The sequence below is a fragment of the Bacillus sp. UNC69MF genome, assembly GCF_000746035.1.
In the GTDB taxonomy this organism is placed as follows: Bacteria; Bacillota; Bacilli; order Bacillales; family Bacillaceae; genus Bacillus; species Bacillus velezensis.
Genome location: NZ_JQKM01000003.1, coordinates 757,711 through 781,043 on the forward strand (window position 1 = coordinate 757,711; position 23,333 = coordinate 781,043).

Genomic DNA, 23,333 nt, shown 5'->3' on the forward strand with positions numbered 1-23,333 from the left:
AATTTTCACCCCCCATTTCCAATGAGGCGGAAGACTGGTCATTCCCAGATGATATAAAAAAATCCCGCGGCATCCGCGGGATTTTTCTTTGTTAAACGGCTTTCGCCTTTTCTTCTTGTTTGCCTGTCTTTTTATTTGTCAGCTTAATTGATTTAACAAACAGCGTGAGGATCAATCCGGCAGCGATAAAGGCCAGGCCTGTGAAAAACACGCTGTGAAGCGAATCCATCAGTGACGTTTTCAAAACCGGCACGATATGGGAAGAAAATGCGGCCGGAATCTGCTTAATCGATTCCTGGCTGAACAAGGATTGAAGCAGCCCTTCAGGATTCTTGTCAATCATACCTTTAAACTGGGCGGCAAAGGCACTTGCCTGTTTCGGGAGTGAGTCTAAGTAAGGCACCAGTCTGTCGGTTAAAAGGCTTCCTGATCTGGCATTCATGACAGCGCCGAGCACCGTAATGCCGAACGTTCCCCCGATCATCCGGAAAAATTGGCTTGAAGAGGTCACAACACCCAGCTCTTCTTTTGAAAACGTTTCTTGCAGAGCGAGTGTGAGAAGCGGCATGACGAGCCCCATTCCCAGACCGATCACGGCCATATAGCATGTAGCCGCGAGCTTGCTTGTATCCAGCTGCAAAGTCGTTAATAAGAAGAAGCCGACGGCCATGATCAGCATGCCGATCATGATTTGCGGTTTAATACCGATCTTATAAACCAACTGGCCTCCGATAATACTTGTGATAATCATAGATACCATCATCGGCGTCATAATCGTGCCGGACGCGGTGGCGCTGACTCCGATAATTCCCTGCATAAAGAAAGGAACGAACGTAACGGCGCCGAACATGCCGATACTCATGAAAAAGCCGATCAGATTCAGTACGGTAAACGTTCTGTTTTTAAACAGGTACATCGGCAGAATCGGTTCTTTTGCTTTGATTTCAGCGAAAATGAATCCGACAATCCCGGCAAGTGCAAGCGCAAAGAGACCGAGAATCTGCCAAGAGCCCCATGCGTAATCCTTTCCTCCGAAGCTGAGCGCGAGGAGGAGGCTGACGATTCCGACGATCATTGTGAAAATGCCGGCGATGTCAAAGTTAATCGGCCCGGTCTGTTTTCTGCCTTGAAGTCCTCTTGCGATAAAGATCACGGCTAAAATTCCGACAGGCAGGTTGATGTAGAAAACCCATTTCCAATTTAATGAGTCAACAATCCAGCCCCCGATTTGCGGGCCGATCACGGAAGCAAGCCCGTAAATCGCTCCGAAAAGCCCTTGGAACTTGGCACGCTGTTTCCCTGTGAACAAATCCCCGATGACGATCATAGCCATCGGCATCATGACACCGCCGCCGATTCCCTGAAGTCCGCGGAAAATAATCAGTTCCGTCATGTTGCTGGCCATTCCGCACAGTGCGGAAGCTCCCATAAAAATCAATAAACCTGATACATAGACGACGCGACGCCCCAATAAATCTGCAAGTTTCCCCGCAATCGGAACGATCGTCGTCGAAGTTAAAAGATATGCCGTGGTCAGCCACGTCATCATGCTTAATCCCCCGAGGTCACCCACGATTTTAGGAATCGCCGTTCCTACGATGGTGCCGTCAAGGGCTGAGAAAAACATGGCGATAATTAAGCCGGTTATTAATAATGTGCGTTTTGGATCTTTCTTTTCAATGCTCATGTTTCGGCAGCTCCTCTTTTCTATTCGTTTTCTTTTTGATCAGCCGCGTATTTCTCGGCGGCTTCCGCTACTTTGCGGATGATGTTCACGGACTGAATCAGTTCATCGTCAGTCAGAACGGATAGGTTTCGCGCCAGTATCGCTTTCCGTCCTTCCACAACATCTTCGAATTTTGTTTCGCCTTTTTTGGTGAGGCTGATGTCGATGACGCGTCTGTCCTGCTGGTTATGTTTGCGGACGATAAGTCCTTTTTGTTCGAGGCGGTCGGCCATCAGCGTCACTGCGCTCGGCTTTACCTCCATGCGTTCCGCAATTTCGGAAACTTTGCAGCTCCCGTGTTTTTTCAGGCTGGCTAAAACAAATAATTGGGCAGGCGTCACCTCGTGTTTTGCCATACTTTCCACCATTTCAGGCTGTATGTTTTGCAGCAGCGTCTGAAGAGATTTCTGGATGTCAGACACATATTGATCCGCGTTTTTCATAACTCCTCCTCATCTTGTTCCTCGAGAAAATAATTAACATTAGTTAAATATAAATAAGGATTAATGACAAGTCAATCTTTTTGTGCAAAAATAAAAAAAGGATTGATGCTTGTCGAAAACATCAAACCCTTCTTCGTTTTACTGCTGGTAGGGAGACTGCTGCTGAATGGTCTGCCGGAACTTCTGATACGATTGCTGAAGCTTTTGGGTATCGGCTGCTTCAATGGAATACCAGCCATTTTGAAACATCACATCGTATAATCTTCTTTGCGCTTTTTGTGACTCATCGAAAATCGCCTGAATATCTTGATAAAGAGACTCGTGGCTGAACTCGTGCAGGGCTGTGCAATATGAAGCCGTGATGTATTTTTCCGTCGTCAGCAGCTCATTCACCAAGTCTCTGTCATTCATTTGCGCCGTATTGGGCACGGGCGTTTGCGGATTCGTGATTTTTTGGTTTTGCTGTTCCATGTATTGTCCTCCTATTGCATATAGCCTGTTGTTGTCTGTCCGCCTTGATCGGGGTTCAAGCGGCCTAATATGTGCTGATAATGCTTCTCATGCATCCGGCCGATCTGATCAAGCTCTTGTTTTAACGTCTGATTCTGGCAGTGTTCCGCCATAAAATGCGCTTTTTTCATGGCAAGCAGATTCCAGTTCAGCATGTCCTCAAGATACAAATGGTCTTTCGTTGAGATGACGGCAGGCGGCAAGTTTCCGTGCTGCTCTTGATTGTTCATATAAACGCCTCCTTCAATTCTGTTCTTTTTAGCTTTCTCTGCGATCGGGATTTCATACACGAATAAAAGAAAAAGGAGGGAGTTCATCCTTGCTGCGGAGCATATGTTTATTTTTGTCGAAAAATAAAATGCTTACAAAATTCGCCCAGGCTTACGGAATCCGCTTCGGTGCGGGAAGGTTCGTTGCAGGGGAAACACTCACGGAAGCTGTGAAAACGGTAAAGCGGCTGAACCAAAAAGGGCTGTCGGCTTCGATTGATTATCTAGGTGAATATGCGGGTTCAGAGAAGGATGCGAAAAGGACGGCGGAAGAATGTAAAAAAGCAATCAGGGCGATTGCCGAGAATCAACTGGATTGTGAGCTGTCGCTGAAATTAACATCCATCGGTCTGGATATTTCCGAGAAACTTGCGGAACAGCATGTCAGAGACATATTGACGGAGGCAAAAGAACGCGGCGTGCCTGTAACGATTGATATGGAGGACTATTCAAGATGCGGCCGTACGCTTGAGCTGTATAAGCGGTGCAAGCCGGATTTCCCGATGCTCGGCACCGTCATTCAGGCTTATTTGTACCGCGCAGCTGAAGACATCAGCGGTCTGATGCCATACAAGCCGCGGCTCAGGCTTGTAAAAGGCGCTTATAAAGAATCGGCGGCCGTTGCATTCCCTGATAAAAAAGCAACCGATCTTCATTTTCAGCAGCTGATTAAGCTGCAGCTTTTGAGCGGCCATGAAACGGCGGTGGCGACACATGATGATGACATCATTTCTTATACGAAAACACTCATCAGCGAACATCAGATTCCCCGGGAGCAGTTTGAATTCCAAATGCTGTACGGCATCAGAACGGAGCACCAGAAGGAGCTTGCCGAAGAAGGATACAGGATGAGGGTGTATGTCCCGTACGGAACCGATTGGTACGGGTACCTGATGAGAAGAATTGCCGAGCGCCCGGCAAATGCGGCATTTGTGCTGAAAGGGATCTTCAAAAAATAACGGCTGCTCCAAAAAGCAGCCGCAGCATGTTATTCCATGTTGTCTTTTTTATATTGCTGATTTTGGCTCGTCCGTTTGCCGCCGCCGTATTTTTGCTTCGGTCCCGCATTTCCTTTCATGCTGGCCGCGCTCACTGCGGCAGAAGACGGATCTTTTCTCCCTCGCACCATTCCCTTCACCTCCGGGTTTAAGTTTCCCGCCCGCGCCACGGAACATGCGGAAGCAGAAAAATTTAAAAAAATTCCATATTTGCTATTGAAGTCATCCTGAAAATCTTTTAAGATGTAAGAAGAAAAGGGTTTCATTTTTTTTGCCGAAAAAATGAATGACTATTCATTCAAAGTTCAAGGGGGATGACTCATGCACAAGTTTATAAAGAAAGCAGCCGTTCTCGGATCAGGCGTCATGGGGTCCGGAATTGCCGCGCACTTGGCTAACATCGGAATTCCCGTCCTGCTGCTTGATATTGTGCCAAACGAGCTGACAAAGGATGAGATGAAAAAAGGGCTGACATTAGAAAGCCCGGAGGTCCGCAGCAGGCTGAGCCGATCGGCCATGCAAAAGCTGCTGAAGCAAAAACCGGCGCCGCTGACTTCGGCTGCCAATCTCGACTATATAACGGCGGGGAATTTGGAAGATGACGCAGCTCAATTGAAGGATGCTGATTGGATTATTGAAGTCGTCGTCGAAAATCTTGACGTAAAAAAACAGATTTTCTCACTCGTTGATGAATACCGGAAACCGGGAAGCATCGTGTCGAGCAATACGTCCGGTATCTCCGTCACAAAAATGGCGGAAGGCCGATCTGCCGATTTTAAAGCTCATTTCTTAGGAACCCATTTCTTTAATCCGGCCCGCTACTTAAAGCTTCTGGAAATCATTCCGATTCAGGAAACAGATCCTGACGTGCTGGAGTTTATGACTTCATTTGCAGAAAACACGCTCGGGAAAGGGGTCGTCATCGCAAAAGACACGCCTAACTTTATCGCCAACCGCATCGGTACGTACGGCCTGCTGGTCACGGTAAGAGAAATGCTTTCTTCCGGCTGCCGCATCGGCGAGGTGGACACGGTGACCGGGCCTTTGATCGGCAGACCGAAAAGCGCGACCTTCAGAACCCTTGACGTTGTGGGGCTTGATACTTTCGCCCATGTGGCAAAAAATGTGTATGATAAAGCCGACGGCGCTGAAAAAGACATGTTTAAGCTTCCTGAATTTATGAATGACATGCTGAAAAACAATTGGCTGGGCAGCAAATCAGGCCAAGGTTTTTACAAAAAAGAAGGTAAAACAATATATGAACTCGATCCGCTGACCATGACATACGGTGAGCGCTCGAAAATGAAGACACCCGCTTTAGAAGCCGCCAAACAGGCAAAGGGTGCCAAAGGCAAAATGAAAGCGCTTATATACTCTGATGACCGCGCCGGACGCCTGCTTTGGAATATTACATCGCAAACACTCTTATACTCAGCCCGGCTTTTAGGTGAGATCGCTGATGATATCAAAGCAATTGATGACGCCATGAAATGGGGTTTCGGATGGGAGCTCGGACCGTTTGAGATGTGGGATGCCATCGGCGTCAGAAAATCAGCGGAGCGGCTCGAAGAAGAAGGCGCAGCACTCCCCGGCTGGGTGAAAGAAATGCTTGATCAGGGCCATGAAACATTTTATATGAAGGAAAACGGAACACCATTTTACTATTCAGACGGCCAATACAGGGCTGTGAAAGAAAATCCGAAACGGATCAGCCTGCAAACGTTAAAAGAAACAAAAGGCGTTATCACTAAAAACAGCGGCGCAAGTCTGATTGATCTCGGCGATGATGTCGCGCTGCTGGAATTTCATACGAAAAGCAACGCGATCGGCTTAGACATTATTCAGATGATTGACAATGCGCTTGAGGAAACGGAGCGGAATTATAAAGGTCTTGTCATCGGAAACCAAGGCAGACATTTCTGCGCGGGGGCAAACCTTGCGATGATTTTGATGGAAGCTCAGGATGATAATTTCATGGAAGTCGATTTTGTCATCCGCCGTTTTCAGCAGACGATGCTGAACATCAAATACAGTGCTAAACCCGTTGTCGCGGCGCCATTCGGGATGACACTCGGCGGCGGCACGGAAGTCTGTCTCCCGGCGGCACGCGTTCAGGCGGCGAGCGAATCGTATATGGGTCTTGTTGAAACCGGCGTCGGCCTTATTCCGGGCGGCGGAGGAAACAAAGAGCTGTACATGAATTATTTGGACGGCGGAAGTGAACTGATGGACGCAGCGATTAAAACCTTCGAAACAATCGCGCTTGCCAAAGTGTCCGGTTCGGCACACGAAGCCCGTGATATGCAGATTTTGTCCGCGGCAGACCGTATCAGCATGAATCAGGATCACCTGCTGCACGATGCGAAACAGCTGGCTGCTTCCTTATATGACAGCGGATACCGCCCGCCTGCCCGCAAAAAAGTGAAAGTCACCGGGGAAACCGGATGTGCGGCATTACTGCTCGGAGCAGACCAAATGAGACGGTCGGGTTATTTATCCGATCACGATATGAAGATTGCGAAGAAGCTGGCCCATGTCATTGCCGGCGGAAGAGTCCCGTTCGGCACGGAGGTTTCAGAAGAATATTTACTTGAGATTGAAAGAGAAGCCTTTTTAAGCCTCGCTGGCGAGGCGAAATCTCAAGCGAGAATGCAGCATATGCTCGTCAAAGGCAAACCTTTACGGAACTAGGAGGGTGTTTATGAGAGAAGCAGTCATTGTGGCCGGTGCGAGAACCCCGGTCGGTAAAGCGAAAAAAGGATCGCTTGCAGCCGTTCGTCCTGATGATTTAGGCGCGCTTTGTGTAAAAGAAACGCTGAAACGGGCAGGCGGATATGAAGGAAATATCGATGACTTAATTATCGGCTGTGCAACACCTGAAGCCGAACAAGGATTAAATATGGCGCGGAATATCGGTGCGCTGGCGGGGCTTCCTCATACGGTGCCGGCCATTACGGTGAACCGCTACTGCTCTTCCGGGCTCCAATCCATCGCTTACGGTGCTGAAAAAATCATGATCGGCGCGGGTGACACAGTCATTGCGGGCGGTGCGGAATCCATGTCGCAAGTTCCGATGATGGGGCATGTGACCCGCCCGAATATCGCTTTGGCGGAGCATGCGCCTGAGTATTACATGAGCATGGGGCACACAGCGGAGCAGGTCGCCGAAACGTACGGCGTATCCAGAGAAGACCAGGATGCATTTGCCGTCCGCAGCCATCAGAATGCCGCAAAAGCCCTTAAAGAAGGGAAATTCAATGACGAAATCGTGCCGGTTGAAGTATCGCTGACAGAAGTCGGTGATGACCATAAGCCGCGGAAAAAACAATTTACCTTTTCTCAAGATGAAGGCGTTCGTCCCGGCACATCGGCTGACGTCTTGGCGAAGCTCCGCCCGGCTTTTTCTAAAACGGGGACCGTGACGGCCGGGAACTCTTCACAAACAAGTGACGGCGCGGCGGCTGTCATGCTGATGGATCGCGAAAAAGCTTCGTCGCTCGGATTGGCGCCTCTTGTCAAATTCCGTTCCTTTGCCGTAGGGGGCGTTCCGCCTGAGGTAATGGGGATCGGTCCGATTGAAGCCATCCCGCGGGCGCTCAAGCTTGCCGGACTCGAATTGCAGGATATCGGACTTTTTGAATTGAATGAGGCCTTTGCTTCACAGGCCATTCAAGTCATCAGATCGCTTGGGATAGATGAAGAAAAGGTGAACGTCAACGGAGGCGCCATCGCCCTCGGACATCCGCTCGGATGCACCGGAACGAAGCTGACCCTGTCACTCATTCATGAAATGAAACGGAGAAACGAGCAATTCGGCGTGGTGACGATGTGCATCGGAGGCGGCATGGGCGCTGCCGGCGTATTTGAACTCATTTAAAAAAAGGGGGAAACGAACATGAAACAGGAAACGGTCAACGTCAAAAAAGGCGGCAGCTTTCTGATTGAAGAGACGGGATATGATCAAATATTCACTCCGGAGGACTTTACAGACGAACACAAAATGATCGGCAAAACGACAGAAGACTATGTCGTAAACGATGTGCTTCCTTATATCGATGAAATTGAAAACCATCAGTTCGAGCATTCGGTCAGACTGCTGAAAAAAGCCGGAGATCTCGGCCTCCTCGGAGCAGACGTGCCTGAAGAGTACGGCGGAATCGGCCTGGATAAAATCAGTTCAGCCTTCATTACGGAAAAATTTTCACGTGCGGGCAGCTTTTCGCTATCTTACGGCGCCCACGTCGGGATCGGCTCATTGCCGATCGTGTTCTTCGGAACGGAAGAACAGAAAAAAACCTATTTGCCGGACTTGGCTTCAGGACAAAGAATCGCGGCATACGCCTTAACTGAGCCCGGTTCAGGTTCAGATGCCCTCGGAGCGAAAACCACGGCTGTTTTGAATGAAGCGGGCACACACTATATTCTTAACGGAGAAAAGCAATGGATTACAAACTCCGCCTTTGCAGATGTCTTTGTCGTCTACGCTAAAGTGGACGGAGATAAGTTTTCTGCATTTATCGTAGAAAAGAACTATCCGGGCGTGTCAACGGGCCCGGAAGAGAAAAAAATGGGGATTAAGGGTTCATCGACAAGAACGCTGATTTTAGATCAGGCGGAAGTCCCGAAAGAAAACCTTCTCGGCGAAATCGGAAAAGGACATGTCATCGCCTTTAATATTCTGAATATCGGGCGCTACAAGCTTGCCGTCGGCACAATCGGCGCTTCAAAACGGGTGATTGAGCTGTCTGCCGCTTATGCGAACCAGCGCCGGCAATTTAAAACGCCGATCTCAAGCTTCACGCTCACTCAGGAAAAGCTTGCGACGATGTCAGCTCGGCTTTACGCGATGGAGAGCTCTGTATACAGAACAGTGGGCTTATTCGAAGATAATATGAGCAGACTGACGGAAGAGGAGCAAAAAGACGGACGCGAAGTCGCGAAGTCAATCGCCGAGTACGCGATTGAATGCTCGCTCAACAAAATGTGCGGTTCTGAAACGCTTGATTATATTGCCGACGAAGGCGTTCAAATTCACGGCGGTTACGGATTTATGCAGGAATATGAAGTGGAGCGCGCTTATCGCGACTCAAGAATCAACAGGATTTTTGAAGGCACAAATGAAATCAATCGCCTGATCGTAACGAGCACGTTCCTGAAAAAAGCCGTAAAAGGTCAGCTGCCGCTCTTTGAAAAAGCAAAAGCGCTCCAAGAAGAACTCATGATGCTGATGCCTGAAGAGCCGGGCTCAGAACCTCTTGAACAGGAAAAATACATTGTCAGACAGGCGAAAAAGATCGCCCTCTTGACAGCGGGTCTCGCGGCGCAGAAATACGGCAAAGAGATCGAAGGCGAGCAGGAAATCATGGTGAACATTGCCGATATTGTCAGCGCGCTGTACGCTTTGGAATCAGCCGTCCTCAGAACGGAAAAAGCAATTGCGGCGGACGGTGCCGAAAAAGCCGCGCAGAAGCTGTTATATACGGAAATCTTTGCCCAGGAAGCCCTTCAGAACATTGAAGCGCACGCCAAAGAATCACTGATCGCCATGGAGGAAGGAGATTCCCTCCGCATGATGCTTTCCGTGCTGCGCAAACTGACGCGCCTGACGCCGAAAAACCTCATTCAGAAAAAACGTGAAGCGGCAGCCGCCGTCTTCCGTGAAGAAAAATATACGGTCTGATCACATGCTGAAAGCGCTCCTTCATCAGGGGCGCTTTTTCATGAAGCAACGTTATAGGTTTTTACAAGTGATTGTGTTAAAATAACGACGATCATTTACAAGGGGTGAAGAAGATGTCGTTAAATTTTTACTGGTACCCTAAATGCGGAACGTGCCGTAATGCGAAAAAATGGCTGGAAGACCGCGGTAAGGAAATAAACGAAATACATATCGCGGAGGAAACTCCGTCGAAAGAAGAAATTAAAGACCTCTATGAAAAGAGCGGTCTTGAGCTCAAAAAGTTTTTCAACACGAGCGGAATGAAATACCGCGAGCTGAACTTAAAGGAAAAACTGTACCATATGTCAGAGGATGAACAGCTCGAACTCCTGGCATCAGACGGTATGCTCCTGAAACGCCCGATTACGACAGACGGCGAAAAAGTCACTGTCGGCTTTAAAGAAGACCAATTCGAAAAATATTGGATGTAATGCCAGGTTCAAAGAATTATGGTATCTTCTTATTATAAGAAAAAAATGGAGGGATTTAGATGAGCACACCGAAAGATATGCGTTATTCCAAAGAGCACGAATGGGTCAAAGTTGAGGACGGAAAAGCCCGCATCGGGATTACACATTTCGCGCAAGCCGAACTTGGCGACATCGTCTTTGTCGAGCTTCCGGAAGTCGGCGCCGAAATTAAAGCGGACGAGCCATTCGGCAGCGTGGAATCCGTCAAAACCGTTTCCGAACTGTACGCACCGATTAACGGAACGGTGACGGAAGTGAACGAAGACCTTGATGACAGTCCTGAATTCGTAAACGAGTCTCCGTATGAAAAAGCGTGGATGATCGTCGTGGAACCGGCTGATGCTGAAGAAATCGAAAACCTCATGACTTCCGAGCAATATGACGAAATGACACAGGAAGACTGATCGGATAGCAAAGGGGCCATTTGGACATTCTATCTGTAACGGGAGGTGTCTAAAATGGCTTTTGATAAACAAAAGGTCGATGTGACGGAGAACGTTACGGGCCGCTTTCAAAACGGCCGGTTTTCCTTATTTCATGAAAATGAAGCCATCGGCGAGATGACAGGCATGGACCAGTACGAGCTCAAACAGGGCTTTTCATTTGAAAATCAAAAATTTTATAAAACAGCCGATGTCATAAACGGCAGCGATCCGAAATATGTCGATTGCGATTATGAGAATGGCTGGTGTTAACAGTTGGCGGTGAATTTCACTGCCTTCTTTTTCAATCTGACGCTAAAACAATCGGCAGGTGACGCGCTTATGTACAACGGAGATGAAAAGGTCATTATCGTAGAAGGAAAATCTGATAAAATCAAAGTCAGGGAAGTGCTCATCGAACCCGCGGAAATCATCTGTACAAACGGGACGATCGGCCAAACCGAACTGGAAGATTTGGCGGACCGCCTGTTTGACAGAGACGTCTATATTTTAACGGACGCAGATGACTCCGGAGAAAAATTAAGAAAACAGCTGAAACGGGAGCTTCCCGAAGCGCGCCATATTTATATAGACAGAACATACAGGCAAGTCGAGTCGTGCCCGGGCCATCATCTCGCATCTGTGCTGATCAGAGCCGGCTTTGATGCTGACACTGTATTTTTGAAAAAGAACGACCTGAGGTGGTAATCATGAAAGAACTCCAAGAAAATGAACTCGAATCGATTCAGGATGACGTTTATCTCCTGTATTTGTACACCCCGTTTTGCGGCACATGCCAGCTGGCGTCCAAAATGCTTACTGTCGTCGAAGAAATGCTGCCCGGCGCCGCCTTCTATAAAAACAACGTGAATTATTCCCCCGCATTCGCCAAAGCCTATCAGATTGAAAGCGTTCCGTGCTTTTTGCTGTTTAAAGGCGGAGAGCTTGTTGAGAAAGGATACGCCTTCCGCTCCGTTTCCTATTTATATGAGCTGATTAAACAAAAAACATCGCAAACGTTCCCGATGTGACAATATTTACAGGAAAATGTCGTGCGGTTTATAAAGGGTTCTGTCCGTTAAAAAGAGAAAGTGTATGTATGGCCATTAAAACGGGAGGTTATACGAGTGGAGAAAATAGAAGTTTCAGAGAATGACGGACAGCATCTGTTTTTGAAACCGCTATTAAACGCCTCAACGCTGCTGATTACATTCCAAGGAGAAACAGAAGCCTTAACGGTCTCAATTAACGGACAGGGAGAAATGAGAAAAACGTCGGTTTCAAAGGAAAAATCTAATTTGACCTTTTACGGAAACCAGACGGAAATCATTCATCTCCTGCATGGTGATGTCTCTTTGCAAAAGCTTATCCAAAGCGGAAAACTCAAAGTGAAAGGATCATTCAGAGCTCTGCTGAAGCTGGAGGCCATCCTCTGGCTGACAAACGGATTTTTTCAGGCGATCAGTAAACGGCCGTAAACTGCCAATCTACTATGTGACAATAGCTTCCAATATTTATTTTATTGACTTTTTATCATTCGCCGTGCTATTCTACAGTAAGAATTTCCGGACGAAAATACGATATGTTTTCTCTTATCAAGAGAGGTGGAGGGAAGTGCCCTATGAAGCCCGGCAACCATCAACAATGTTGAAATGGTGCCAATTCACTCGAAGCGGTCTGCTTTGAAAGATGAGAGAAAGGCCTTTTTCAATAAGCCTTTCTGCTCATTTTTGCAGAAAGGCTTTTCTTTTGCGGAGAAACCCGGAAGATTTCTTAGAATAGTGTAAGGCGGGTGATTGCTTTGATCCATCTTCAAAATGTTTCAAAAATTTACAAAGCGAAGCATGGGGATGTCAATGCTGTCCAAGATGTCACTCTTGATATCAAAAAGGGCGAAATATTTGGAATTATAGGATATAGCGGAGCTGGTAAAAGTTCCTTAATCCGTCTCCTGAACGGCCTTGAAAAGCCGACGTCGGGAACCGTGGAAGTCGCGGGGACGGAATTAAATAAAGTAAGCAGCCGCGGGCTGAGAAAAGCGCGTCAGGAAATCAGCATGATCTTCCAGCATTTTAACCTTCTGTGGTCGCGCACCGTTCGGGAGAACATTATGTTCCCGCTGGAAATCGCCGGCGTGAAAAAAAGCGAACGGGTTCGCCGCGCTGATGAATTGATTAAACTGGTCGGATTAGAGGGGAAAGAAAAATCTTATCCGTCGCAGCTGAGCGGCGGTCAAAAGCAGCGTGTCGGCATCGCCCGGGCGCTCGCCAATAATCCGAAAGTCCTTCTGTGCGATGAAGCGACATCAGCGCTTGATCCGCAGACGACCGATTCAATTTTGGATCTTTTATCCGATATAAATGACAGACTCGGTCTGACGATCGTGCTCATTACCCATGAAATGCACGTCATCCGAAAAATCTGCAACAGAGTCGCAGTCATGGAAAACGGGAAAGTCGTTGAAGAAGGCGAAGTACTCCAAGTTTTCAGAAACCCGCGCGAACCGATGACCAAGCGTTTCGTTCAGCAGGTGACAGAACCGGAGGAGACGAAAGAAACCATCCAGCATTTTCTGCAGGAAACAGCGACAGGAAAAACGATTCAGCTTTCATTTGTCGGGCAGGCCGCCGAGCAGCCCCTCATTACGGAAATGATCCGAAACTTTGATGTGGACGTCAATATTCTGCAGGGGAAAATTTCACAGACGAAGGACGGAGCCTACGGTTCTTTATTCATTCATATTGACGGTCAGGAAAAAGAAGTAGAAAACGTGATCCGGTTCATCAAAGACAAACAGGTAGAAGCAGAGGTGATCACAAATGTTTGAAAAATGGTTCCCGAACGTTGATATAACCGAGCTGTGGACGGCCACATACGAGACCCTTTATATGACGGTCATCGCTTTAGTTTTTTCATTTATCATCGGAGCGGTTCTCGGTCTGCTGCTCTTTTTAACGGGCAAGGGAAGCTTATGGGAAAATAAAATCATTAACACCGTGATTGCGGCGGTCGTTAATATTTTCAGGTCTATTCCGTTTCTTATTTTAATTATTCTGCTTCTCGGCTTTACTAAGATTTTGGTCGGATCGATTTTAGGACCGAACGCCGCATTGCCGGCGCTGATTATCGGCTCCGCGCCGTTTTACGCCCGTCTTGCGGAAATTGCGCTCCGGGAAGTCGATAAAGGAGTCATCGAAGCTGCCAGATCAATGGGAGCAAAGACATCGACGATTATCTTCAAAGTGCTGATTCCTGAATCAATGCCTGCGTTAATTTCAGGCATCACCGTTACGGCCATCGCCCTGATCGGATCTACCGCCATTGCCGGCGCCATCGGTTCAGGCGGACTAGGAAACCTTGCATATGTAGAAGGCTACCAGTCCAATAATACGGATGTAACGTTTGTAGCGACAGTATTTATACTCATCATCGTCTTTATCATTCAGATTATCGGTGATGTAATTACAAATATAATAGACAAAAGATAAGGGAGGATTTACATTGAAAAAGATTGTATTAAGTGCGCTGCTGCTTGTGTTCGCGGGAGTTTTGGCCGCCTGCGGATCAAACGGCTCGAATAAAAAGGAAATCGTCGTCGCCGCGACAAAAACACCGCATGCTGAAATCTTAAAAGAAGCGGAACCGCTCTTGAAGGAAAAAGGCTACACATTAAAAGTAAAAGTGCTGAACGATTACAAAATGTACAACAAAGCGTTAGCTGATAATGAAGTGGATGCGAACTACTTCCAGCACGTTCCTTACCTTGAACAGGAAATGAAGGAAAATAAAGATTACAAACTCGTGAATGCCGGAGCCGTTCACCTTGAGCCATTCGGAATTTACACGAAAAAATACAAATCACTGAAAGACCTGCCTAAAGGCGCGACCATCATCATGACTAACAATGTCGCTGAACAAGGCCGTATGCTGGCGATGCTTGAAAAAGCCGGACTGATCACACTTGATCCGAAGGTGAAAACGATTGAAGCGACTACGAAAAACATTACGAAAAACCCGAAAAACCTGACATTCAAAAAAATCGCCCCTGAATTAACGGCGAAAGCATATAATGAAGAAGAAGGCGATGCAGTCTTCATTAACGTCAACTATGCGATTCAAAACAAACTGAATCCGTTAAAAGACGCGATTGAAGTGGAATCAACGAAAAACAACCCGTACGCAAACATCATCGCCGTACGCAAAGGTGACGAAAAATCAGAGAAAATCAAAGCGCTTATGGAAGTGCTTCACTCTAAGAAAATCAAAGACTTCATTGAGAAAAAATACGACGGAGCCGTGCTTCCCGTATCTGAATAAAGCGAAAACCCCGGATGAGTCATCCGGGGTTTTTTTCGGGTATTAATCGGAGAACTGTCCATAATAAAAGGGAAGGTTAACTTATTGGAGGGAATGGCAGTGGCTCAATACCAGGATAACGGCAAAAGCGTGCATGACGCGTTAAAACAATACAAAGAAGGTTTAGGCATATTTGAACAAAAAATGCCGATGATGGGGCGGAAGTTTAATGAATTTACTGAACAGTGTTTCTCAGCGGATTCATTAACTGAAAAAGAGAAACAATTAATCGCTCTGGGTATCAGCATCAGCGCTCAAGATGAATTTTGCATGATTTATCATACGAAGGGCTGCCTTGACCAAGGGGCCACAGAAGAAAACATCCTTGAGGTCATCAGCGTCGCGGCGGCATTCGGGGGCGGCGCGGCTCTCAGTCAGGGAGTGACCCTCGTGCAGCAGTGCATTCAGGAATTCGGACATACGACGCATTAGAATGAGCAATCGTGTGAATACCGTTTTTCAGATAAAGCGAGCGCCGGTTTCCGGCACATTCGAAAGGATTCAGGGGCACACTCTCTTTGGCCGGAGCAGGGGATCATTGTTACAATAGAAACAAATATATGAAGGGATTGATTCATTATCTGCACCAGCCACGAGAGACTGGACCTTGACTATACGCCTGAAATGGAAAAAGCGATGCAGAAGTCACACGGCATCGGCTACGAGGAATACGGACGGCGTCTTTCAAAAAGGATGGAAGTCGAACGGCAGAGGGAGCTTGAATATCAAAAAAGCAAGTTCCTCGCAGCGCAGCTTAATGAGAAAATCGGTCAGTAAAAAAGGGTGGATTTCCGCCCTTTTTCTGTTTCAAACAGCTTTAATTACGCCTTGATCTTTGATAAACTTTAGGAATGTTCCGGGTAATATAAAAAGTTGTATTTACTTTTCATTTGTTATAAAATTAGAATGAGAATAAATTGAGAATAATGATTATATATTTTGGAGGTATAGATATGGCTGCTTCAACATTAACGATCAAGGATCTTCACGTTGAAATCGAAGGAAAAGAGATCTTAAAAGGTGTAAACCTTGAAATAAAAGGCGGCGAATTCCACGCTGTCATGGGGCCGAACGGTACCGGTAAATCCACGCTCTCAGCAGCGATTATGGGACACCCGAAATACGAAGTTACAAAAGGCAGCATCACGCTTGACGGCAAGGATGTACTGGAAATGGAAGTGGACGAGCGCGCTCAGGCGGGTCTTTTCCTGGCGATGCAGTACCCAAGCGAAATCAGCGGTGTGACAAATGCCGATTTCCTTCGCTCTGCGATTAACGCACGCCGTGAAGAAGGCGATGAAATTTCTCTTATGAAATTCATCCGCAAAATGGACGAAAACATGGAGTTCCTTGAAATGGACCCTGAAATGGCGCAGCGTTACCTGAACGAAGGTTTCTCAGGCGGGGAGAAAAAACGCAACGAAATCCTTCAGCTTATGATGATCGAGCCGAAAATCGCCATTCTTGACGAGATCGATTCAGGTCTTGATATCGATGCGCTTAAAGTCGTTTCTAAAGGAATCAACAGAATGCGCAGCGAAAACTTCGGCTGCTTAATGATCACTCACTACCAGCGCCTTCTGAACTACATTACGCCTGATGTCGTTCACGTTATGATGCAGGGACGCGTAGTGAAATCCGGCGGCGCGGAGCTTGCACAGCGCCTTGAAGCGGAAGGTTATGACTGGATTAAACAAGAACTAGGCATTGAAGACGAAACTGTAGGCCAAGAAGCGTAAGCGTTAGGGGGATAATCATGACATTGGAAACGAAACTATCCGTAGATCAGGAATATGTCAAAGGCTTTTCCGAAAAGCATCAAGAACCTGCCTGGCTGAAAAACCTGCGCTTACAGGCTCTTGAAAAAGCTGAAGATCTGCCGCTGCCTAAGCCTGATAAAACAAAAATCACAAATTGGAACTTTACAAAGTTCAACAAGCATACAGTAGAAAATGCGCCGCTTGCTTCTTTAGAAGATTTAGCTGATGAAGCAAAAGCGCTGATCGATATCGAAAACGAAGACAAAACGTTATATGTGCAGCGTGACCAAACGCCCGCTTTCCTTTCTCTTTCCAAAGAACTGAAAGACAAAGGCGTCATCTTTACGGACATCTTAACGGCTGCCCGTGAGCACAGCGACCTCGTTGAGAAGTATTTCATGAAAGACGGCGTTAAGGTCGACGAACATAAACTGACTGCGCTTCATGCAGCATTAATGAACGGCGGGGCATTCCTTTATGTTCCTAAAAACGTTCAGGTGGAGACGCCTGTTCAAGCCGTTTACGTTCATGAAAGCAATGACACGGCATTGTTCAACCACGTGCTGATCGTCGCTGAAGACCACAGCTCCGTCACTTACGTTGAGAACTACATCAGCACGGTGAATCCGAAAGAAGCTGTATTCAACATTATCAGTGAAGTGGTCACAGGTGATAATGCCAGCGTGACGTACGGTGCCGTTGACAACCTGTCAGCAGGCGTCACAACATACGTTAACCGCCGCGGAGCCGCGCGCGGACGCGACAGCAGAATCGAGTGGGCGCTCGGACTGATGAACGACGGCGACACGATTTCTGAAAACACGACAAACCTCTACGGAGACGGCACATACGGCGATACGAAAACCGTAGTTGTCGGAAGAGGAGAACAGACGGAAAACTTTACGACGCAGATCATCCACTTCGGTAAGGCTTCTGAAGGCTATATCCTGAAGCACGGAGTCATGAAAGATGCCGCATCTTCCATCTTTAACGGAATCGGCAAAATCGAGCACGGCGCGTCTAAAGCAAACGCTGAACAGGAATCCCGCGTTCTGATGCTGAGTGAAAAAGCACGCGGAGATGCAAACCCGATTCTTTTAATTGATGAAGACGATGTAACTGCAGGACATGCGGCATCTGTCGGCCGTGTGGACCCGATCCAGCTTTACTACTTAATGAGCCGCGGAATTCCGAAAGAAGAAGCGGAGCGCTTAGTCATTTACGGATTCCTTGCTCCGGTGGTAAAAGAGCTTCCGATTGAAGGAGTTAAGAAACAGCTCGTCTCCGTCATCGAAAGGAAAGTAAAATAATGAATATCACCGATATTCGTGAACAGTTCCCGATCCTTCATCAGCAAGTGAACGGACATGACCTCGTGTACCTTGACAGCGCGGCGACTTCCCAGAAGCCGCGTGCTGTCATTGAAGCAGTGGATCAGTATTACAGCAAATACAATTCCAATGTCCACAGAGGCGTTCATACTCTTGGCACGAGAGCGACAGACGGCTATGAAGGTGCGCGTGAAAAAGTCCGTAAGTTTATCAATGCGAAATCAATGGCTGAGGTCATTTTCACAAAAGGCACGACAACTTCACTGAATATGGTGGCGCTAAGCTATGCCCGCGCCAGCTTAAAACCCGGTGATGAAGTGGTCATCACCCAAATGGAGCATCATGCGAATATCATTCCGTGGCAGCAGGCTGTAAAAGCAACCGGCGCGACTTTAAAGTATATCCCGATGCAGGAAGACGGCACGCTTTCGTTAGATGACGTCCGGCAGACTGTCACAAGCCATACGAAGATCGTGGCAGTCGCTCATGTGTCAAACGTGCTGGGCACGATCAACCCGATTAAAGAGATCGCCAAAATCGCTCATGACAATGGCGCGGTCATCGTGGTGGACGGGGCGCAAAGCACACCGCACATGAAAATCGACGTTCAGGACTTGGATTGCGACTTCTTCGCGCTTTCTTCCCATAAAATGTGCGGCCCGACGGGAATCGGCGTGCTGTACGGCAAGAAAGAACTGCTTGAGAATATGGAGCCGGCCGAATTTGGCGGCGAAATGATCGACTTTGTAGGGCTTTATGAATCAACTTGGAAAGAGCTTCCGTGGAAATTTGAAGCAGGCACACCGATTATCGCAGGCGCGATCGGATTGGGAGCCGCGATTGATTTTCTTGAAGAGATCGGACTCGACGAGATTTCCCGGCATGAGCATAAGCTTGCAGCCTATGCGCTTGACCGTTTCGAGCAGCTAGACGGCGTGACGGTATACGGTCCGAAAGAGCGGGCGGGACTTGTGACATTTAATCTTGATGAGGTTCACCCTCATGATGTCGCGACTGTCCTCGATGCTGAGGGCATTGCGGTCAGAGCCGGCCATCATTGCGCCCAGCCGCTCATGAAATGGCTGGATGTATCTGCTACTGCGAGAGCGAGTTTTTATCTGTATAATACAGAGGAAGAGATCGATAAGCTCGCGGAAGCCCTCCAAAAGACAAAGGAGTACTTTACAAATGTCTTTTAATGCAAATTTAGATACATTATACAGACAAGTGATCATGGATCATTACAAAAATCCGCGCAACAAAGGGGTTTTGGATGACAGCATCGTCGTCGATATGAACAACCCGACTTGCGGCGACCGGATCAGACTGACAATGAAGCTTGACGGCGATACCGTTCAGGAAGCGAAGTTTGAAGGAGAAGGCTGTTCTATCTCCATGGCTTCAGCTTCCATGATGACGCAGGCGATTAAAGGAAAAGATATTGATACCGCCCTTTCCATGTCTAAGATTTTCTCAGACATGATGCAAGGGAAAGAGTATGACGACTCGATAGATCTCGGGGATATTGAAGCTCTTCAAGGCGTTTCGAAATTCCCGGCCCGGATTAAATGTGCCACCCTTTCATGGAAAGCACTTGAAAAAGGAGTCGCTGGCGAAAAAGGCGGCAATTAAAAGATTGGAGTGAAAATGGATGGCTAAAAAAATGCCTGAAATTGGTGAATACAAGTACGGTTTTCACGATAAGGACGTTTCCATTTTCCGTTCAGAGCGCGGATTGACAAAAGAAATCGTAGAAGAAATTTCACGCATGAAAGAAGAGCCTCAATGGATGCTTGATTTCCGCCTGAAATCTCTTGAGCATTTCTACAACATGCCGATGCCGCAGTGGGGCGGGGATTTAAACTCTTTAAACTTTGACGAAATTACGTATTACGTAAAGCCGTCTGAGCGTTCAGAGCGTTCTTGGGATGAAGTGCCTGAGGAAATTAAACAGACATTCGACAAACTCGGTATTCCTGAAGCTGAGCAAAAATACCTTGCCGGTGTTTCTGCACAGTACGAATCCGAAGTTGTTTACCACAATATGAAAGAAGATCTTGAAGAGCAAGGCATCGTCTTCAAAGACACAGACAGCGCGCTGAAAGAAAATGAAGACATTTTCCGCGAGCACTGGGCGAAAGTCATTCCGCCGACTGATAACAAGTTTGCGGCGCTGAACTCAGCTGTTTGGTCCGGCGGATCTTTCATCTACGTGCCTAAAGGCGTGAAGGTTGAAACACCGCTTCAAGCTTACTTCCGCATCAACTCTGAAAACATGGGTCAGTTCGAACGTACGCTGATCATCGTTGACGAAGAAGCAAGCGTTCATTACGTAGAGGGCTGTACGGCTCCTGTGTACACAACAAACTCGCTTCACAGCGCGGTTGTTGAAATCATCGTCAAAAAAGGCGGCTACTGCCGTTATACAACAATTCAAAACTGGGCGAACAACGTTTACAACCTAGTAACGAAACGTACGGTTTGTGAAGAAAACGCGACGATGGAATGGGTTGACGGAAACATCGGTTCTAAATTGACGATGAAATATCCGGCTGTCATTCTGAAAGGTGAAGGCGCGCGCGGCATGACGCTTTCTATCGCTCTTGCGGGTAAAGGACAGCATCAGGACGCAGGCGCGAAAATGATTCACCTTGCACCGAATACGTCATCCACAATCGTATCAAAATCGATTTCCAAACAGGGCGGAAAAGTAACATACCGCGGTATCGTCCACTTCGGACGAAAAGCGGACGGCGCCCGTTCAAACATCGAGTGTGATACGCTCATTATGGATAACAAATCAACTTCTGATACAATCCCTTACAATGAAATCCTGAACGACAACATTTCATTGGAGCACGAAGCGAAAGTATCAAAGGTTTCTGAAGAACAGCTTTTCTACTTGATGAGCCGCGGTATTTCTGAAGAAGAAGCAACAGAAATGATCGTTATGGGCTTCATCGAGCCGTTCACAAAAGAACTTCCGATGGAATACGCAGTTGAAATGAACCGTTTGATTAAGTTCGAAATGGAAGGCTCCATCGGTTAATAGTAAAACCCCGCCATATGGCGGGGTTTTTTTGTTTATTGAATAGTGAAATTTCCGTATTCGCTTGACCGGACATGAATCGGGCCGTTTAAATTGTAGTTCTTCTCTTTGACAATATCGCGGAAAACGTCGACACGGGCAACCGATTCTCTCCATTCGTCCTGGGTGTCCTCATCTGACGGATTCATCAGATCGTCATAGCGCACATCCAAGAATTTATTGAGCCATTTCTTCTCGTCAGTACCGTCTTTCGGTGACCCGCCCATTTTTTTGTTCGTGCGTTTAATCAGGGCATAAAAGGAGTCTGGATCATCGCCGTCGCCATGCTGAATCACCGTATCGTACATCACCGCTTTGGCCAAGGCCGTTTTCAGTCCGGCATTTTCTGAACGTTTCATCGCCGGCTGATAATACAAGCTGTCATTTACCTTATCCTGGGCAGCGCGGAAGGCTTTATCATTGCCAAGTGAGCGCCAGGCAGAAGCGAATCCTTTCAGATTGCTGATGTCATCGCTTTCGTCCTTCGCAAGGCGACGCAATTCAGGCAAATACTTTTTCAATTTGTTATTCGGCACCGCTTTCGTGTATACTTCGACTACTTCCAGCGCATCTCCGGTAGCCGTCGTAAAGCCGGCCCGCCCGCAAGTGTAACCTCTTCCGTCATCCAACGCTTCAATATATCCGTATTGGATTTCCGTCTTTCCGTTTTCAAAGATGCTGGTCAGCTGTTCCGCCCGGCGCTTCTGATCCTTATTCAGCCCGGCCGCAAAAACCGTACCGCTCATCATCAGGGTAAAAAACATGGTGAAAATAAGGGATGAAACCGCCGTCTTCTTCCAAAAACCTGCTTTTTTCTTCAAACTGATTTTCATTGCCATACCCCTTTCATATGTAAGTTACGCACTCAGTATACATGAGGGGGTTGTTTTTTTGTTGAAAACACACGAATTTGTCAATATTTTGAAACCTAAGCCCTATCCGGCGCTTCATAAAAAGAACGCACCTTCATCAGACAGACAATCCCGTTCTCGCGTCATTCTCATCTGTAACATAGTCAACGCGGTGAAACCCGCATTGTACAGCCTGCTGATAAAGGGCTTCGAGCATATCCGGATCTTTGCAATATAACGTTACATACGAGCAATCTGCGATGAGAAGCACAAGTTCACAGGAACTCTCCAAATACTCCTCGTACGTATTGATTTCCGTTACCATCCCGCCCGGGAAAGCTTTCAATTCAGCAAAAATCATATAATAAGGGTTTCCTTCCAGACGCTGACGGAGTTCTTGACCCTGAATGATGCGCTGATTTTGCGGAAACAGGTCTGTATCGATGCCTTCTTTGAATTCCGTATACGCCTCTCCATCACCGATAAACCACGTATAGGAAGAGATGGGGAACGGTTGTAATATATCTGCCGCAAACCGTCCGAATTGATTTGGGATGTCAAAAGTAATGCCGCGTTTCATATGGTCGTATCTCCTTTTGGCTTTTGCTAGAATAATATGGTATACCATTTGGATAAATATTGAAAGGGGTGGGTGTTATGACAACACGATACGGAATTGATGCGCCTTATGGAGCGTTTGGATTTATCTTTATTGCGCTCCTTTATGCCGCAGGCACGTTATACGGCATGATTCCTCCTTACTGGGGCTGGCTGACGGGCACCTTGTTTTTATTGCTCGGTCTTTGGATGCTCTTGTATTCAACGGCCATTAAACTTTTACACCGCCATCGCATTCTTGCGCTATCCGGTTTAAAGCCGGACATGAAGGTGCTTGATGTCGGTACGGGGCGGGGGCTATTAGCCATCGCCGCGGCTCAAAAAGGCGCTGACGTCTCAGCGATTGACAAATGGTCAAGCTGGGACCTGGTCGGAAACGGAAGAGACGCATTTGAAAAGAACAGACAGGCTGAAAGAGCGCCGGAAATTGATTTGTATGACGGACTGGCGCAAGACATGCCGTTTCCTGATGAGACGTTTGATCTTGTCATTTCGCATTTTGTCGTACACAACATTTCAGGCAGAAAAAAGAGGGAACGGGCGATTGCGGAAATGGTGAGGGTGCTGAAGCCTGGCGGCATTTTGGCCGTGTCAGATATAAAAAATACATCACAATACAGAGAGATTCTTGAGGAAAACGGCTTTCAGACAAGAACGTATTCCTTTTATTATACGTTTCCGTTTTCGAAACTCATCATTGCTGTCAGGACTCCAGTAGGAACCGGGCGCTCCATTTGTTAAAATAAATAAGACAAAACAGATAGAAAAGGTG

Annotated in this window: 28 protein-coding genes and 1 riboswitch; of the genes, 21 read left to right on the plus strand and 7 right to left on the minus strand. The window is 47.3% G+C overall.

The features are described 5' to 3' along the window. Window positions 1–91 precede the first annotated feature (91 nt). The 4 genes from BR62_RS0103790 to BR62_RS0103805 form a co-directional block, all read right to left on the minus strand. A complete protein-coding gene (locus BR62_RS0103790) occupies window positions 92–1,687 on the minus strand; it encodes an MDR family MFS transporter (protein ID WP_007410079.1) in 1,596 nt (531 codons plus the stop codon). 20 nt (window positions 1,688–1,707) lie between these two features. Beyond that, window positions 1,708–2,169, minus strand: coding sequence for a MarR family winged helix-turn-helix transcriptional regulator (locus BR62_RS0103795; protein ID WP_003151828.1), 462 nt, complete (start codon window positions 2,167–2,169; stop codon window positions 1,708–1,710). Window positions 2,170–2,307: 138 nt separating this feature from the next. After that, window positions 2,308–2,640: a spore coat protein gene (locus tag BR62_RS0103800; protein WP_003151830.1), complete on the minus strand. Its 333-nt coding sequence runs from the start codon at window positions 2,638–2,640 to the stop codon at window positions 2,308–2,310. Between the two features lie 11 nt (window positions 2,641–2,651). After that, window positions 2,652–2,909 (minus strand): hypothetical protein, encoded by a 258-nt coding sequence (locus tag BR62_RS0103805; protein WP_003151832.1) that lies wholly within the window; start codon window positions 2,907–2,909, stop codon window positions 2,652–2,654. Window positions 2,910–2,998: 89 nt separating this feature from the next. On the opposite strand from BR62_RS0103805, the gene BR62_RS0103810 reads away from it, so the two are divergent. Beyond that, window positions 2,999–3,907 (plus strand): proline dehydrogenase family protein, encoded by a 909-nt coding sequence (locus tag BR62_RS0103810; protein ID WP_032869733.1) that lies wholly within the window; start codon window positions 2,999–3,001, stop codon window positions 3,905–3,907. Window positions 3,908–3,936: 29 nt separating this feature from the next. Here the strand turns inward: BR62_RS0103810 and BR62_RS19000 are convergent, their stop codons facing one another. Beyond that, window positions 3,937–4,077, minus strand: a complete 141-nt coding sequence (locus tag BR62_RS19000; RefSeq protein WP_003151836.1) for a YuzL family protein — start codon at window positions 4,075–4,077, stop codon at window positions 3,937–3,939. Between the two features lie 190 nt (window positions 4,078–4,267). Here BR62_RS19000 and BR62_RS0103820 point away from each other — a divergent pair, with 190 nt between their 5' ends. From BR62_RS0103820 to sufB, 19 genes are all read left to right on the plus strand, one after another. After that, window positions 4,268–6,637: a 3-hydroxyacyl-CoA dehydrogenase/enoyl-CoA hydratase family protein gene (locus BR62_RS0103820; protein ID WP_032869735.1), complete on the plus strand. Its 2,370-nt coding sequence runs from the start codon at window positions 4,268–4,270 to the stop codon at window positions 6,635–6,637. A gap of 10 nt (window positions 6,638–6,647) precedes the next feature. Then, on the plus strand, window positions 6,648–7,823 hold the full coding sequence (locus BR62_RS0103825; RefSeq protein ID WP_003151841.1) for an acetyl-CoA C-acetyltransferase: 1,176 nt from the start codon (window positions 6,648–6,650) through the stop codon (window positions 7,821–7,823). 18 nt (window positions 7,824–7,841) lie between these two features. Next, window positions 7,842–9,626 (plus strand): acyl-CoA dehydrogenase family protein, encoded by a 1,785-nt coding sequence (locus BR62_RS0103830; RefSeq protein ID WP_007613612.1) that lies wholly within the window; start codon window positions 7,842–7,844, stop codon window positions 9,624–9,626. Between the two features lie 113 nt (window positions 9,627–9,739). Beyond that, the gene (locus tag BR62_RS0103835) at window positions 9,740–10,096 is read left to right on the plus strand and encodes an arsenate reductase family protein (RefSeq protein ID WP_003151843.1); all 357 of its coding nucleotides are present in this window, start codon (window positions 9,740–9,742) and stop codon (window positions 10,094–10,096) included. A 59-nt stretch (window positions 10,097–10,155) separates the two neighbouring features. Further along, window positions 10,156–10,539 carry a glycine cleavage system protein GcvH gene (gcvH, locus tag BR62_RS0103840; protein ID WP_003151844.1) on the plus strand — a complete coding sequence of 128 codons (384 nt, stop codon included), beginning with the start codon at window positions 10,156–10,158 and terminating at the stop codon, window positions 10,537–10,539. A 54-nt stretch (window positions 10,540–10,593) separates the two neighbouring features. Next, a complete protein-coding gene (locus tag BR62_RS0103845; RefSeq protein WP_003151845.1) occupies window positions 10,594–10,830 on the plus strand; it encodes a YusG family protein in 237 nt (78 codons plus the stop codon). Between the two features lie 69 nt (window positions 10,831–10,899). Continuing rightward, a complete protein-coding gene (locus BR62_RS0103850; protein WP_032869737.1) occupies window positions 10,900–11,265 on the plus strand; it encodes a toprim domain-containing protein in 366 nt (121 codons plus the stop codon). Window positions 11,266–11,267: 2 nt separating this feature from the next. Continuing rightward, window positions 11,268–11,588 (plus strand): thioredoxin family protein, encoded by a 321-nt coding sequence (locus BR62_RS0103855; RefSeq protein ID WP_003151847.1) that lies wholly within the window; start codon window positions 11,268–11,270, stop codon window positions 11,586–11,588. Between the two features lie 96 nt (window positions 11,589–11,684). Continuing rightward, entirely contained in the window at window positions 11,685–12,035 is a 351-nt protein-coding gene (locus BR62_RS0103860; RefSeq protein ID WP_007410085.1) for an SCP2 sterol-binding domain-containing protein, read from the plus strand. Between the two features lie 111 nt (window positions 12,036–12,146). After that, a riboswitch (SAM riboswitch) is annotated at window positions 12,147–12,253 on the plus strand. Window positions 12,254–12,358: 105 nt separating this feature from the next. Further along, entirely contained in the window at window positions 12,359–13,384 is a 1,026-nt protein-coding gene (gene metN / locus BR62_RS0103865; protein WP_003151850.1) for a methionine ABC transporter ATP-binding protein MetN, read from the plus strand. Further along, window positions 13,377–14,045, plus strand: a complete 669-nt coding sequence (locus BR62_RS0103870) for a methionine ABC transporter permease (RefSeq protein WP_007410086.1) — start codon at window positions 13,377–13,379, stop codon at window positions 14,043–14,045. The genes metN and BR62_RS0103870 overlap by 8 nt, the downstream gene beginning before the upstream one ends. 13 nt (window positions 14,046–14,058) lie before the next feature. Beyond that, the gene (gene metQ / locus BR62_RS0103875; RefSeq protein ID WP_007410087.1) at window positions 14,059–14,874 is read left to right on the plus strand and encodes a methionine ABC transporter substrate-binding lipoprotein MetQ; all 816 of its coding nucleotides are present in this window, start codon (window positions 14,059–14,061) and stop codon (window positions 14,872–14,874) included. A gap of 93 nt (window positions 14,875–14,967) precedes the next feature. Continuing rightward, window positions 14,968–15,345: a carboxymuconolactone decarboxylase family protein gene (locus BR62_RS0103880; RefSeq protein ID WP_031306536.1), complete on the plus strand. Its 378-nt coding sequence runs from the start codon at window positions 14,968–14,970 to the stop codon at window positions 15,343–15,345. 192 nt (window positions 15,346–15,537) lie between these two features. Continuing rightward, entirely contained in the window at window positions 15,538–15,690 is a 153-nt protein-coding gene (locus BR62_RS19465) for a YuzK family famiily protein (RefSeq protein WP_003151857.1), read from the plus strand. 176 nt (window positions 15,691–15,866) lie between these two features. Further along, entirely contained in the window at window positions 15,867–16,652 is a 786-nt protein-coding gene (gene sufC, locus BR62_RS0103885; RefSeq protein ID WP_003327022.1) for a Fe-S cluster assembly ATPase SufC, read from the plus strand. Between the two features lie 17 nt (window positions 16,653–16,669). Beyond that, entirely contained in the window at window positions 16,670–17,983 is a 1,314-nt protein-coding gene (sufD, locus tag BR62_RS0103890) for a Fe-S cluster assembly protein SufD (protein ID WP_007613603.1), read from the plus strand. Further along, window positions 17,983–19,203, plus strand: a complete 1,221-nt coding sequence (gene sufS, locus BR62_RS0103895; RefSeq protein ID WP_007410089.1) for a cysteine desulfurase SufS — start codon at window positions 17,983–17,985, stop codon at window positions 19,201–19,203. Before sufD ends, sufS begins: the two co-directional genes overlap by 1 nt. Next, a complete protein-coding gene (sufU, locus tag BR62_RS0103900) occupies window positions 19,193–19,636 on the plus strand; it encodes a Fe-S cluster assembly sulfur transfer protein SufU (RefSeq protein ID WP_003151877.1) in 444 nt (147 codons plus the stop codon). The genes sufS and sufU overlap by 11 nt, the downstream gene beginning before the upstream one ends. Before the next feature lie 19 nt (window positions 19,637–19,655). Continuing rightward, window positions 19,656–21,053, plus strand: coding sequence for a Fe-S cluster assembly protein SufB (sufB, locus tag BR62_RS0103905; protein WP_007410090.1), 1,398 nt, complete (start codon window positions 19,656–19,658; stop codon window positions 21,051–21,053). Between the two features lie 35 nt (window positions 21,054–21,088). Here sufB and csn read toward each other — a convergent pair whose 3' ends face one another. Further along, entirely contained in the window at window positions 21,089–21,925 is an 837-nt protein-coding gene (csn, locus tag BR62_RS0103910; RefSeq protein WP_032869739.1) for a chitosanase, read from the minus strand. Window positions 21,926–22,061: 136 nt separating this feature from the next. Beyond that, window positions 22,062–22,523: a DUF2691 family protein gene (locus BR62_RS0103915; protein WP_032869741.1), complete on the minus strand. Its 462-nt coding sequence runs from the start codon at window positions 22,521–22,523 to the stop codon at window positions 22,062–22,064. A gap of 77 nt (window positions 22,524–22,600) precedes the next feature. Here BR62_RS0103915 and BR62_RS0103920 point away from each other — a divergent pair, with 77 nt between their 5' ends. After that, entirely contained in the window at window positions 22,601–23,302 is a 702-nt protein-coding gene (locus BR62_RS0103920) for a class I SAM-dependent methyltransferase (RefSeq protein WP_020956307.1), read from the plus strand. Window positions 23,303–23,333: the final 31 nt, after the last annotated feature.